Source organism: Nonomuraea sp. NPDC049152, from assembly GCF_040648355.1.
GTDB lineage: Bacteria > Actinomycetota > Actinomycetes > Streptosporangiales > Streptosporangiaceae > Nonomuraea.
This window is the reverse complement of the sequence record NZ_JBEZDO010000016.1, coordinates 65,693-77,970: the sequence shown is the minus strand read 5'-3', so window position 1 is coordinate 77,970 and position 12,278 is coordinate 65,693. Positions and strand designations below refer to the sequence as shown.

Sequence of the window (12,278 nt, the reverse complement as noted above, 5' to 3'; positions counted from 1 at the left end):
ATGTCGCACCTAGGAGAACGCGCATCCGCGCTTGTGGACGGCGAGCTGCGCCACGCCGAGCGTGAGCGCGCCCTTGCTCACCTGGCCTTCTGCGCCGATTGCAGGAGGGAGGTCGAGTCGATGCGGGCGCTGAAGTCGCGCCTGCGGTCGCTCGAAGGCCCCCCGATGCCGGCTGACCTGACCATGTCGTTGCTGCGGATGGGTGAGCCGGGTGACCCGATGCCGCCCAGGGAGCGGCCCTTTCCGACCTTCGGCGGCGTTCCGCTTCCAGGCCCGCGCAGCATCGCTCCGCCCGACAACAGGCCTCGAGGAACCTCAGGCTCTTCGTCGAGGCCCGGACGGTCCCGCAGGCGTCCGGCCTATGTGGCCGTAGGCGTCGTCTCCGCGGCGGTCGCCCTCGGCACGCTGTTCGTGGTGGCCGGGCAGGACCAGGGCCCCTCCGTCTCCCCTCCGGTCGAGGTGTTCAAGCAGGTCCACAAGACCACGGCGCCCTACGGCAACCCGCCTTCCGCCACGCCGTGAGGCGGCTGCCCGCCGTCCTCACGCTGGCGCTTCCGATGGCCCTCGGCCTGTCGGGCGCGGCCCACGCCGTGCCCGACGACTCCGAGAACGAGGACACGGGGCTGCCCCTGCTCAGGCAGTCGGCGCTGGCCGCGAGGGAGCGGCCGTACGCGGGCACGCTGTTCACCACCGACGGCGCGGTGCTCGCCGTACGCAACACACCTGGTTCCGGCATGACGGTCGACGCGCGGGCCACCGACCCCGGGACGCCGGCGGGCGGCCTGCTCTCCCCCTCCGACGGGATGCTGCGCACGCTTGGCGCCAACTACCGGGTGGTCGAGGCGCGCGGCGGCAGCGTCTGCGGCAGGGCGGCGCGCATGGTCGAGGCGGTACGGCACGACGGGCGCCTGGCCGCCCGCTACTGGATCGACACGGCGAGCGGGATCCCGCTGCGGCGCGAGGTGCTCGACGGCCACGGCGGCGTGGCGCAGGCCGAGGCGTTCGTCGAGGTGACGATTCCCACACCCGTTCCGCTGGCCCAGGCCATCGCGGCCGAGAGGCCGGCGCCCGGCCCGTCGACGGCCGCGCGTCTGAGAGCGCGGGGGTGGAGCTTCCCCAGCGTGCTGCCCGGCGGGTTCGAGCTGGCCAACGCCGCCGAGAGCGCGGGCTACCTGAAGCTGGGATACTCAGATGGAGTATCCGTTGTGTCAGTGTTTGTTCAGCGGGGCATTCTCGACGAGGAGCGATTGACGGGCTGGCTTAGTCAGCGTCGCGACGGGAATACGATCTGGATCCGGGACGCTGCAGAACTGGAGATGATCTGGGCGAGTGGGGGCCATGTCTACACCGTGGTCACGGACGCTCCCGCGGACGTGGCCAAGGCCGCGATCGGTGAGCTGCCGCACGAGGCGCAGCCTGGCTTCTGGCAGCGGTTCGCCCGCGGCGCCGATCGTGTGCTTTCCTGGGTCAACCCGTTCGCCTGACGCTCGCTTGACAACTCTCGTACGCCGCACCCGAGAAAGTTGCGGTGTCCGAACAAGGAGTAGTGAGACTAGATGACCGACGAGACGCGCCCAGCAGACGGACGCACGCCGTCGGACCTCGCTGAGCCGCAGGGACGGCCTGACTTCCTTCCCGCCCACGACGGGTGGGAGAGCGCGCGGACCGAGCAGCTCGGCTGGGATCGTGATGAGCAGCTCCCGCCTGCCCAGCCGTACGGCACCGGCTGGGGCGACCCGTCGGGGCGGTCGGCCGCCAACGACACCGCCATGTTCGGCGCCACGGATCAGGGCCCTCCGCCGCCCACGCAGGCGGTCGGCATGGGTCACGGATGGGGGCCGCCGCCCACGCCCGCCGACGGCGGGTTCGCTCCCGCGCGCCGCGGGCCGAGCACCGGTGTGCTGGTCGCGCTGGCCGTGGTGATCGCGCTGCTCGCCTCGCTGATGGGCAGTGTCGGCACCTACCTGCTCACCAGGCAGAGCTCGGGCACCGACCCCTCCTACTCGCTCGACCCCGCGCCGTCCGGCAACACCAGCAGGGCGCCCGACACGATCGCGGGCGTGGCCTCGCGGGTGCTGCCCAGCGTGGTCTCCCTCGAGGTCGAGGGCAGCGCCGACGCGGGCACCGGCTCCGGCTTCCTGATCAAGGGCGGCTACGTGGTGACCAACAACCACGTCGTCGCACTCGCCGCCCAGGGCGGCGCCATCAAGATCGTCTTCAACAACCGCAAGTCCACGAATGCTCGCATCGTCGGCCGCGACCCCGGCTCCGACCTGGCCGTGGTCAAGCCCGACCAGACGTTCGGCACGCCGGAGATCAAGCTCGGCAACTCCGACCAGGTCGTCGTCGGCGACCCCGTGATCGCGATCGGCTCGCCCCTCGGCCTCACCGGCACCGTCACCACCGGCATCGTCAGCTCGCTCAACAGGCCCGTCGTGGCGGGCGAGGACAACGATCCCGATCCCGCCTACATCAGCGCCATCCAGACCGACGCGGCCATCAACCCGGGCAACTCGGGCGGGCCGCTGGTCAACACCAGGGGCGAGGTCGTCGGCGTCAACTCCGCGATCGCCACGCTCAGCAGGGCGGTCTCCAGCCAGAGCGGCAGCATCGGCCTGGGCTTCGCGATCCCGATCAACCAGGCCAGGCGCGTCGCCCAGGAGATCGTCACCACCGGCTCGGCCAAGCGGGTCAAGATCGGCATCATGGTCGACTCCGGCTATCGCGGCGAGGGCGTGCGCATCGCCTCCCAGCCCGCGCAGGGCCGCCAGCCGGTCGAGGCCGACGGGCCCGCGGGCAAGGCGGGCCTGAAGGCGGGCGACATCATCCTCGAGATCGACGGCCTGCGCATCCAGGACAGCACCGAGCTCATCTCGCTGATCCGCAGCAAGGACCCCAACTCGAAGATCTCCATCAAGTACAAGCGCGGCGGCGAGGAGCGGATGGCCTCTCTCGTCGTCACCGCCGAGAAGGAGCCCACCCCCAAGCCGTCATGATCGCGGGTCTCGCCCGGATTGGGTGCTCCATCGCCCGGGCGAACCCTTAGTCTGGAACTGGCCGGGGTTGTCCCCGGAACCGGTTGCACAGTGGTAGGAGCTTGCGGTGTTCGGACTCGGTTGGATGGAGGTCGGGGCGCTCGTCGTGATCGCGCTGCTGGTCTTCGGTCCTGACAAGCTGCCGCAGGCGGCGTCTCAGGCGGGCAAGACGCTGCGCAACCTGCGACGCATGGCGACCAGCGCGCGCGACGACCTGAAGGCGGGGCTCGGCCCGGAGTTCTCCGACTTCGACCCCGCCGACCTCAACCCGAAGAACTTCGTGCGCAGGCATCTGCTGGACGACGCGGAAGAGGCGTGGAACTCCACCCCCGCGGCGCTCGAGCCCGCGCCTGTGGGCGCTGCTGAGCCCTTCTCCGAGCTCGGATACGGCGAGCTGCCCCCCTACGACTCCGAGGCCACCTGAGCGGCCTTCACGCCGCGCTGGTCCCGCCTGGACGTCACGGTGGTCACCGTCGCCGCTGGAGTCCCGTGATGGACGGGCGGCGAGCGGTGACCACGGTGGGCTTACGTGGGCGTGCCGTACTGGATGATCAGCGGCCCGCCGGTGACAGGCCCAGTTGCAGGCCCTTGATGCTGGAGCCGCGCTTGGACAGCGCAGTCGCGATGCGCCCGAGCTCGGCCGCGGCGGGCGAGTCCGGGTCGGTCAGGACGAGCGGCTTGCCCTCGTCGCCGCCCTCGCGCAGGCGCGTGTCGATCGGCACCTGACCGAGCAGCGGCACCCTGGCGCCCAGCGTCCTGGTCAGCGCGTCGGCCACGATCTGGCCGCCGCCCTCACCGAAGACGTTGATCTTCTCGTCGCAGTGGGGGCAGGGCAGCCACGCCATGTTCTCGATGACGCCGGCGATCTGCTGGTGCGTCTGGGCGGCGATGCTGCCCGCGCGCTCGGCCACCTCCGCCGCAGCCATCTGCGGCGTCGTGACGACCAGGATCTCCGCGCCCGGCAGGCGCTGCGCGACCGAGATCGCGATGTCGCCGGTGCCCGGCGGCAGGTCGAGCAGCAGGACGTCGAGGTCGCCCCAGTAGACGTCGGCGAGGAACTGGTGCAGCGCGCGGTCGAGCATCGGGCCGCGCCACACCACGGGCGAGTTGCCCTCGGGCTTGAACATCCCGACCGAGATGACCTTGATGTCATGCGCCACCGGCGGCATGATCATGTCCTCGACCTTGGTGGGACGCTCCGACGCGCCGAGCATGCGCGGGATGCTGTGGCCGTAGATGTCGGCGTCGACGATGCCCACCTTGAGGCCCTGCGAGGCCATCGACGCGGCCAGGTTGACGGTCACGGACGACTTGCCCACGCCGCCCTTGCCGCTGGCCACCGCGAACACGCGGGTCAGCGAACCCGGCTGGTTGAAGGGGATCTCCTTCTCCGGAGCCCTGTTGCCGCGCAGCTTGGTCTGCAGTGTCTTGCGCTGGTCCTGGCTCATCACGTCGAGCTCGACGCGCACGCCAGAGACGCCGTCGAGTTTGGAGACTGCGTTGGTGACGTCGCGGGTGATCGTGTCTTTCAACGGACACCCCGCCACTGTCAGGTAGATGCCTACGACGACCGCCCCCGAAGGGGAGATGTCGATGCTCTTGACCATGTCAAGGTCGGTGATCGGCCGGCGGATCTCGGGGTCGTTGACCGTGGCGAGTGCGGCTGTCACCTGTTCCGGGGAAGGTGCCATGAGTCCATGGTATGAACCCAGACCGGATATGCCGAACGTAGGGCTCGATCTGGCTACCTGATCGCGGCCGTTCTTCTCAGTAGGATGCCGCCATGGTGGTGATCTCGCCCGAGGAGTCGACCGTCTGGCGCATGATGCAGCGGGCCCAGGTGCGCATCACCCGACGCCTGGAAAGCGAGCTGCTCGCCGCCCACGACCTGGCGCTGGCCTCCTACGACGTGCTGCTCCAGCTCTCCGAGGCGACGGAGTGGCGGCTGCGGATGAACGACCTGGCCGACCGGGTCCTGCTCTCGCGCAGCGGCCTGACCAGGCTCATCGACCGCCTGCAGCGCGACGGGCTCGTCCAGCGCGAGGCGTGCGCCGACGACGCCCGCGGCCTGTTCGCGGTCCTGACCGAGACCGGCGCCGTACGGCTGGCCGAGGCCACGCCCACCTACCTGCGCGGCATCCGCGCCGAGTTCCTCGACGTGCTGGAGCCCGAGGAGCTCGCGCAGTGCACCGCGATGCTCACGAAGATTCTGGTCGCTCCTCGCTGAAGCGCTGCAGCTCCGAGCGGAGGAAGTCGCGGGTGGCCAGCTCGCCGATGGCCATGCGCAACCCCGCGACCTCGCGGGTCAGATACTCGATGTCGGCCTGGTTGCGCTCGCCGGCCAGCCGGTCCTGCTCGTACTGCACGCGGTCGCGGTCGTCCTGCCGGTTCTGGGCCAGCAGGATCAGCGGCGCCGCGTAGGAGGCCTGGAGCGAGAGCATCAGCGTCAGGAAGATGAACGGATACGGGTCGAAGGCCAGCCGATCGGGTGCGAGGGCGTTCCAGCCGATCCAGACCGCCACGAAGACGGTCATGTAGACGATGAACCGGGCGGTGCCCAGGAAGCGGGCGATCTCCTCCGACAGCTTCCCGAACGCCTCGGGGTCGTAGTGGGGGCGGAAGCTGCGCCTCAGCTCTCTCGGCTGGTCGAGCCGGTCAATCGCCATTGCGCCAGTCCTCGGCGTCGCGCCAGCCCTCTGGGAGCAGGTGGTCGAGGACGTCGTCGACGGTGACCGCGCCCACGAGCTGGCCGAGCTCGTCGACGACGGGAGCCGCCACGAGGTTGTAGGTGGCCAGGTAGGAGGTGACCTCGGTCAGCGGCAGCCCCGGCCTGATCGGGTCGAGCGAGGCGTCGATGACCGCGCCGAGCAGCGTGGACGGCGGGTCGCGCAGCAGCCGCTGGAAGTGCGTGACTCCGAGGTAGGTGCCGGTGGGCGTCTCGTTCGGCGCGCGTGTGACGAAGACCTGGGCGGCCACCGCGGGAGGCAGGTCTTTCTGCCTGATCCGCGCGAGCGCCTCGGCGATCGTGGCGCTGGGCGGCAGGATCACCGGGTCGGTGGTCATCATGCCGCCCGCGGTGTTCTCGTCGTAGGACAGCAGCCTGCGGACCGGCGCGGCGTCTCTCGGCTCCATCAGCGCCAGCAGCCGCGCCGCCTGCTGCTCAGGCAGGTCCTGAAGCAGGTCGGCGGCGTCGTCGGGGTCCATCTCCTCCAGGACGTCCGCGGCCCGCTCGGGCGCGAGGGTGCCGAGGATGCCCATCTGGTCGCGCAACGGCAACTCCTCAAGGACGTCGGCGAGCCGCTCGTCGTCGAGCGCCGCGGCGACCTCGATCCGCCGCTTGTCGGGCAGCGCGTGCAGGGCGTTGGCCAGGTCGGCCGCGCGCATCGACTCGAAGGCGGCGATCAGGCCCGCGGCGCCCTGGTCCTTCTGGAGGGTGTCGAAGCCGGAGACCTCGCGCCAGTCGACGATCCTCGGCTCGCGCCGCTTCCTTCTGACGACCGCGACCTTGGTGATCTCCCAGGTGGCCGGCCGTACCTCCTCCATGGCGAGGTCGTAGACGATCATCGGTTCGCCGCCCACCTCGACCGTCAGGTCGAGCATCTGGCCGAGGACGAGGATCTCGGTGGCGCGCTGCTCGAACCTGCGCACGTTCAGCCGCCCGGTGAAGATGACCGAACCCGCCTCGATGCCGCGGACCCTGGTGATGGGCAGGAACACCCTGCGGCGGGGCTGGACCTCGACCACCATGCCGTGGACGCGTGGGTTCTGCGCGGGGCGCATGCCCACGACGACGTCCCTGATGCGGCCGATCTGGTCGCCGGCCGGATCGAAGACCGCGGTGCCCGCCAGCCGGGCAACGAAGATCCTCACTTCAGCAGCGTAACCGGGCCGGAGGCATTGCCTCCGTTGCGACGGGCATGTAAGTATCAAAACCTCTAATTGGTGGTGACATATGAAGTACGCAGGATTGGCGATCGCCTTCGTCTCGTCGTGGTGTTTCGCCTTCTCGGGACCGATGGCGAAGTTTCTCGGCGCGGCGGGGCTGGCCCCCCTCGAGGCCGTGTGGGCCCGCATGGCGGGCGCGGGATTGCTGCTGCTGGCGGTGCTGGTGGTGGTGAAGCCCCGGGCGCTGCGCATCCCGCGGTCCAGGTTGCCGTTCTTCGGCGCCTACGCGGTGATGGCGGTGGCCGGGGTTCAGGCCCTCTATTTCGTGGCCATCACGAGGTTGCCGGTGGGGATCGCGCTGCTGCTGGAGTTCATGGCGCCGGTGATGGTCGTGGTGTGGGTGCGCTTCGTCAGGAGGGTACGGCTGCCGCGCGCGGCGTTCGTGGGCGCGGTGGTCGCGGTCGCGGGGCTCGCCATTGTCGTCGAGGCGTGGCAGGGGATGCGGATCGACGCGATCGGCCTAGTGCTCGGATTGGCGGCGGGCGCGTGCTGCGCCGGATATTTCCTGATGAGCGATAGCTTCGGGGACGACGTGGATCCGCTCGGGCTCATCGCCTGGGGCATGATCGGCGCGGCCGTCGTGCTGCTGCCGTTCTCGCGGCCGTGGAACATCCCGTGGGAGGTGTTCACCAAGCAGGCCACGCTGGGCGGGCACACGCTGCCGGTGCTCGGCGCCTACGTGTGGATGGTCGTCGTGGCGACCGTCGTCGCCTACATCCTCGGCGTCAACGCGGTGCGCCGGCTGTCGGCCGCTGTGGGCGCCACCGTCGCCTCGCTCGAGGTGATCGGCGGCGCGGTGGTGGCGTGGGCGCTGATCGGGGAGTCGCTCGGCCTGTTCCAGATCATCGGCGGCCTCATCGTGATCAGCGGCGCGCTGGTGGCGCAGACCGCGACCGCCAAACCCGTCGTCGAGCCCGTGCGCGAGCTCAGCCCCGTCTGACCGGCACGGGACCTCAGCCGCCCTTGAGCTCGGTCAGTTCGGGCTCGGGGGTGGGGGTCTCCTCGGCGGACGTGGACGGCGGCGTCGGCTGCTGCGGTTCCGTCGCCTCGTCCGTCGGCTCCGGCCGCTGGTCGCCAGGGTCGGCGGTGGCTTCCTGCGACGGGTCGGGGACCTGCTTCCCTTCGGGGCCCGTGGAGACGGTGACGATCACCGTGCTGCCCTTGGCCACGCGGCCCGAGGCGGGCGACGTCGAGATCACGAAGTCCATGGCCACCCCGTCGTCGGAGACGCGATCGACCTTGGCCACCAGACCGAGCTTCTCCAGCCGTGCGACGGCGTCGTCCACGTGCCAGCCGTCCAGCGAGGGAAGTGACACGCTCGCCTTCGGCTTGGCCCTGGTGGGCTGCGCGATGGGCGGGTCCTCGTCACCGCCTTGGTAGCCCGGTCCGGGTTCCACGGCCTGCTGCTGGAACGGCGGATCGGCGGCGTTCCCTCCGTTCGACATGAGCTGGGGGACGATCACCACCACCGCTGAGAACATGGCAGCCACGGCCACCGTGGCCAGCAGCAGGGCGGGCCGCAGCCGTCTGCGCTTCGTGGGACGCTGCGGCGGGTCGTCGCCCAGGTGGGGCAGGAGGGCCGTGGGGATCGGCTCGACCGGCGCCGGGTCCTGCTGGCGGCGCGTCCTGCGCCTGGCCGGCCTCGCCGGGGAGGACGGAATGCCGGGAGCGGTCGCGGCCTCGTCCACGGCCTGCAGGGCCACCGTGGCTTCCCTGGCCTTGTCTATGCGCCCTGTCGCCTTCCTCGGCCGCTCCGCTTCCTGAGGCGCCGAAGCGCCCCTCGGCGGCGCGGGGACTCTTGGTGGCGCGGCGTCCCTCGGCGGCGCGGCGTCTCTTGACGGCGCGCTGTCTCTTGACGGCGCGGCGGCGTCTCTCGCCTGTGCCGTCTCCCTTGGTGGCGCGGCGTCCGTCGGCTGTCCGGTCTCCTTCGGTGGCGTGGCGTCTCGCGGCTGTGCCGTCTCCTTCGGTGGCGCGGCGTCCTCCGGTCGCGCCGTTTCCTGGCGTGTCGGCGGCGTCCCGGTCTCGAGGCGTGTCGGCGGCATCCCGGTCTCCAGGAGCGTCGGCGGCATCCCGGCCTCCTGGAGCGTCGCCGGCGCCCCCGCCTCCTCGGGCGATGCCTGCTCGGCGGGCGCGGGCCGTACCTCGGGCTGGTGTCCGACGAGGCGCAGCAGCGCCTCCTGGGCGGTCGGGCGCGCCGACGGGTCCTTCGCCAGGCAGGCCGCGACCAGCGAGCCGAGCGGCTCGGCCAGCCCGGGCAGCTCGGGCTCCTTGGTGAGGATCCGGTGGAAGATCGCGGGCACGCTGTCGCCGCCGAACGCGGGACGTCCCGTCGCCGCGAACACCATCGTCACCGCCCACGCGAACAGGTCGGAGGGGGGTCCCACGGTCTCGCCCGAGATCTGCTCGGGCGACATGTACGCGGGGGTGCCGATCAGGCCGCTCGCGCTGGCCGTCGTCGCGTCCAGCGCCTTGGCGATGCCGAAGTCGATGACCCTGGCGCCGTCGAGGCCCAGGAGCACGTTGCTGGGTTTGAAGTCGCGGTGGACGACCCCCGCTCTGTGGATGGCGGCCAGGGCGGCCATCGTCCCCACCGCGAGCCGTTCGAGGGCGCCCGCGGCGCGCGGGCCGCTCTCCCTGACCAGCTCGTCGAGGGAGACGCCCTCCACGTACTCGCTCACGATGAACGGCCTGTCGCCGTCCGTCGAGGCGTCGAGCACCCTGGCGGTGGAGAACTCCGCGACCCTCCTGGCCGCGGCCACCTCCCTCAGGAAGCGGTCACGCGCGGCGGGGTCGCCGGAGAACCTGGCGTGCAGCATCTTGACGGCAACGAGCTCGCCCGAGGATGATCTGCCCAGGTAGACGACCCCCTGGCCGCCTTCGCCCAGCCGTCCGAGCAGCTCGTAGTCGCCCACGCGAGCGGCCTCATGCGCCAGGAGCGGCCGTAGATTCTGCACTTAATGCACCTTATGGGGTAAGTCGTACAACGGTGGAGGTATCTGCCCAACGGTCGATCAGCCCGGCCGCGTCGGGCGCGTTGAGCCGCTCCTTGGCCAGCGCGGCCACGGCCTCGGCCGCCCGCGCCTGGTCCACCACTTCGACAGCCGCGTCGAACACCACCAGCTCCGCCCCGTTGTCCTTGCTTCTCAGCGTCACCCGAACGCTGTCCTTTTGATCCAGCCCCGGCAGATTTTGTTCCCCGCCGCCGGTAACCAGATAGATCGACCCATCGTGCCAGATATGCCACGCCAGCCGCGGCCGATCCAGGTGCACCCACAACACTCCGGACTTCTTCGCGCCCTCCTCGATCGCTCCCACGCGCTCTCCTCCGCCTCTCTTGGCTCCGTACGGCAAGCCGCCCCCAGCCCACCGCGGTCACGGGGCCGGCGCCCGTCTCCCACGCCACTCCAGCAGGACGTGGCGGGCGCCCGCAACGTCGCCCGTGCATCGGACTATGGTGCTGGGTGTGCTCCATGCCCTCTATGCCCGGCACCTGCGCTCCCGGCTGCTGAAGGGACCCCTCCCCGCCCACGTCGCCCTGGTGATGGACGGCAACAGGCGATGGGCCAGGGAGATGGGCCTGGACGACCCGAGCCAAGGGCACCGCCACGGCGTCGAGCACATCGAGACCGTCCTCGGCTGGTGCGCCGACCTCGACATCAGGCACGTCACCATCTACGTCGCCTCCGTCGACAACGTCCGCAAGCGCGAATCCGGTCAGGTCGCCTTCTACATGCGGCTGATCGAGGAGATCATCGCGGGCCGGCTGGTCGGCTCGGCCACCCGCTGGCGGCTCCACGTGGCGGGACGACTCAACGAGCTGCCCGACTCCACGGCCCACGCGCTCAAGCTCGCCGTCGACCGTACGCGCGACAGGGCGGGCTTCCACCTGACCGTCGCCATCGGGTACGACGGGCGGCAGGAGGTGGTCGACGCGCTGCGGTCCCTGCTGACCGACAGGGCTGAGGCGGGGGTGCCGATCGACGAGCTCGCCCGCACGATCACCGCCGACGACATCGCCGCCCACCTCTACACCGCGGGTCGTCCCGATCCTGACCTGATCATCAGGACGAGCGGGGAGCAGCGGCTGTCGGGGTTCCTGATCTGGCAGGCCGCCGCGGCGCGGTTGCACTTCTGCGAGGTGTACTGGCCAGGGTTCCGCCACATCGACTTCCTGCGCGCCCTCCGCTCCTACGCCGCCCGCCTGGGTGCCTCTCGCGGGGCGTGACGTATGGGAGCGGTAGAAGGGCCCAGGCTGCCCTTCGGCGAGGGGCGGCGCTAGCGTTTGGGCATGCGCTCACGCCGTTCCTGCCTCGCGGTCCCGGGATCCAACCCGCGCTTCCTCGAGAAGGCCCAGACCCTCCCCGCCGACGAGGTCTTCCTCGATCTCGAAGACTCGGTCGCGCCCCTGGCCAAGGAGGAGGCGCGCAAGAACATCGTGGCCGCTCTGCGCGAGGGCGACTGGGGCGGCAAGGTGCGCGTCGTCAGGGTGAACGACCTCACCACCCAGTGGACCTACCGCGACGTGATCGAGGTCGTGGAGGGCGCGGGGGAGTTCCTCGACTGCGTGATGCTGCCGAAGGTGCAGGACCCCACCCAGGTGATGTGGCTCGACACGCTGCTCACCCAGATCGAGCGGACGATGGGCTTCGAGGTGGGGCGCATCGGCATCGAGGCCCAGATCGAGAACGCGCGCGGCCTGGTGAACGCCGACGCCATCGCGGGCTCCTCGCCGCGGCTGGAGACGCTGGTGTTCGGGCCCGCCGACTTCATGGCCTCGATCAACATGCGCACCCTGGTGGTGGGGGAGCAGCCGCCCGGCTACACCGAGGGCGACGCCTACCACTACATCCTGATGCGGCTGCTGATGGCGGCCCGCACGCACGACCTCCAGGTGATCGACGGGCCGTACCTGCAGATCAAGGATCTCAACGGGTACCGGCGGGTGGCGCGCAGGGCGGCGGCGCTGGGGTTCGACGGGAAGTGGGTGCTGCACCCGCTGCAGGTGGAGGTGGCAAACGAGGTGTTCTCGCCGGCGCAGGAGGACTACGACCACGCCGAGCTGATCCTTGAGGCGTACGAGTACTACACGACGGTCGAGCGGCGGGGCGCGGTGATGCTCGGCGACGAGATGATCGACGAGGCGTCACGCAAGATGGCGCTGGTGGTGGCCGCCAAGGGCCGCGCCGCCGGCCTCCGGCGCACCACCACCTTCACACCGAACTCCTGAGACCCGCGCCCCTGAGCTCCTGAGCTCCTGAGCCCCGTGGGTCTCCGAAGGACGCCCGGGGCCGGGAGGGT

At 70.7% G+C, this 12,278-nt stretch carries 13 protein-coding genes; 8 read left to right on the top strand and 5 right to left on the bottom strand.

The window, feature by feature from the left end:
• The 4 genes from AB0B45_RS27385 to AB0B45_RS27370 all read left to right on the top strand — a co-directional run bounded on the left by AB0B45_RS27385 (position 1) and on the right by AB0B45_RS27370 (position 3,459).
• Complete coding sequence (locus AB0B45_RS27385) at positions 1 to 522, top strand: zf-HC2 domain-containing protein (RefSeq protein ID WP_358135925.1); 522 nt, start codon at positions 1 to 3, stop codon at positions 520 to 522.
• Positions 519 to 1,484, top strand: coding sequence for a sigma-E factor regulatory protein RseB domain-containing protein (locus AB0B45_RS27380; protein ID WP_358135923.1), 966 nt, complete (start codon positions 519 to 521; stop codon positions 1,482 to 1,484). Before AB0B45_RS27385 ends, AB0B45_RS27380 begins: the two co-directional genes overlap by 4 nt.
• Positions 1,485 to 1,556: 72 nt before the next feature.
• Positions 1,557 to 2,996 (top strand): trypsin-like peptidase domain-containing protein, encoded by a 1,440-nt coding sequence (locus AB0B45_RS27375; protein WP_358135921.1) that lies wholly within the window; start codon positions 1,557 to 1,559, stop codon positions 2,994 to 2,996.
• A gap of 106 nt (positions 2,997 to 3,102) precedes the next feature.
• Positions 3,103 to 3,459: a sec-independent translocase gene (locus AB0B45_RS27370; RefSeq protein WP_358135919.1), complete on the top strand. Its 357-nt coding sequence runs from the start codon at positions 3,103 to 3,105 to the stop codon at positions 3,457 to 3,459.
• Between the two features lie 127 nt (positions 3,460 to 3,586).
• Here AB0B45_RS27370 and AB0B45_RS27365 read toward each other — a convergent pair whose 3' ends face one another.
• On the bottom strand, positions 3,587 to 4,726 hold the full coding sequence (locus tag AB0B45_RS27365) for a P-loop NTPase (protein WP_358135916.1): 1,140 nt from the start codon (positions 4,724 to 4,726) through the stop codon (positions 3,587 to 3,589).
• A gap of 92 nt (positions 4,727 to 4,818) precedes the next feature.
• Between AB0B45_RS27365 and AB0B45_RS27360 the strand changes: the two genes are divergently transcribed.
• Entirely contained in the window at positions 4,819 to 5,262 is a 444-nt protein-coding gene (locus AB0B45_RS27360) for a MarR family transcriptional regulator (protein WP_358135913.1), read from the top strand.
• On the opposite strand, the gene AB0B45_RS27355 is transcribed toward AB0B45_RS27360, so the two are convergent.
• Positions 5,234 to 5,701 (bottom strand): DUF1003 domain-containing protein, encoded by a 468-nt coding sequence (locus AB0B45_RS27355; RefSeq protein ID WP_358135911.1) that lies wholly within the window; start codon positions 5,699 to 5,701, stop codon positions 5,234 to 5,236. The two genes, AB0B45_RS27360 and AB0B45_RS27355, sit on opposite strands and share 29 nt — an antisense overlap.
• Positions 5,691 to 6,905 carry a CBS domain-containing protein gene (locus tag AB0B45_RS27350; RefSeq protein WP_358135908.1) on the bottom strand — a complete coding sequence of 405 codons (1,215 nt, stop codon included), beginning with the start codon at positions 6,903 to 6,905 and terminating at the stop codon, positions 5,691 to 5,693. Before AB0B45_RS27350 ends, AB0B45_RS27355 begins: the two co-directional genes overlap by 11 nt.
• An 82-nt stretch (positions 6,906 to 6,987) precedes the next feature.
• On the opposite strand from AB0B45_RS27350, the gene AB0B45_RS27345 reads away from it, so the two are divergent.
• Positions 6,988 to 7,920, top strand: coding sequence for an EamA family transporter (locus AB0B45_RS27345; protein WP_358135905.1), 933 nt, complete (start codon positions 6,988 to 6,990; stop codon positions 7,918 to 7,920).
• 13 nt (positions 7,921 to 7,933) lie between these two features.
• Here the strand turns inward: AB0B45_RS27345 and AB0B45_RS27340 are convergent, their stop codons facing one another.
• Both AB0B45_RS27340 and AB0B45_RS27335 read right to left on the bottom strand, forming a co-directional pair.
• A complete protein-coding gene (locus tag AB0B45_RS27340; protein WP_358135902.1) occupies positions 7,934 to 9,934 on the bottom strand; it encodes a protein kinase in 2,001 nt (666 codons plus the stop codon).
• A gap of 10 nt (positions 9,935 to 9,944) precedes the next feature.
• A complete protein-coding gene (locus tag AB0B45_RS27335) occupies positions 9,945 to 10,295 on the bottom strand; it encodes a hypothetical protein (RefSeq protein ID WP_358135900.1) in 351 nt (116 codons plus the stop codon).
• Between the two features lie 148 nt (positions 10,296 to 10,443).
• Here AB0B45_RS27335 and uppS point away from each other — a divergent pair, with 148 nt between their 5' ends.
• Together uppS and AB0B45_RS27325 are read left to right on the top strand one after the other, a co-directional pair.
• On the top strand, positions 10,444 to 11,205 hold the full coding sequence (gene uppS / locus AB0B45_RS27330; protein ID WP_358135898.1) for a polyprenyl diphosphate synthase: 762 nt from the start codon (positions 10,444 to 10,446) through the stop codon (positions 11,203 to 11,205).
• Positions 11,206 to 11,268: 63 nt separating this feature from the next.
• A complete protein-coding gene (locus tag AB0B45_RS27325; protein WP_358135897.1) occupies positions 11,269 to 12,207 on the top strand; it encodes a CoA ester lyase in 939 nt (312 codons plus the stop codon).
• The last annotated feature ends 71 nt before the right edge of the window (positions 12,208 to 12,278 follow it).

Excerpts from the sequence above, each read along its gene's own strand:
- AB0B45_RS27385 (WP_358135925.1), top strand. The coding sequence starts at position 1 with ATGTCGCACCTAGGAGAACGCGCATCCGCGCTTGTGGACGGCGAGCTG.
- AB0B45_RS27375 (WP_358135921.1), top strand. The coding sequence starts at position 1,557 with ATGACCGACGAGACGCGCCCAGCAGACGGACGCACGCCGTCGGACCTC.
- AB0B45_RS27365 (WP_358135916.1), bottom strand. The coding sequence starts at position 4,726 with ATGGCACCTTCCCCGGAACAGGTGACAGCCGCACTCGCCACGGTCAAC.
- AB0B45_RS27360 (WP_358135913.1), top strand. The coding sequence starts at position 4,819 with ATGGTGGTGATCTCGCCCGAGGAGTCGACCGTCTGGCGCATGATGCAG.
- AB0B45_RS27355 (WP_358135911.1), bottom strand. The coding sequence starts at position 5,701 with ATGGCGATTGACCGGCTCGACCAGCCGAGAGAGCTGAGGCGCAGCTTC.
- AB0B45_RS27345 (WP_358135905.1), top strand. The coding sequence starts at position 6,988 with ATGAAGTACGCAGGATTGGCGATCGCCTTCGTCTCGTCGTGGTGTTTC.
- AB0B45_RS27325 (WP_358135897.1), top strand. The coding sequence starts at position 11,269 with ATGCGCTCACGCCGTTCCTGCCTCGCGGTCCCGGGATCCAACCCGCGC.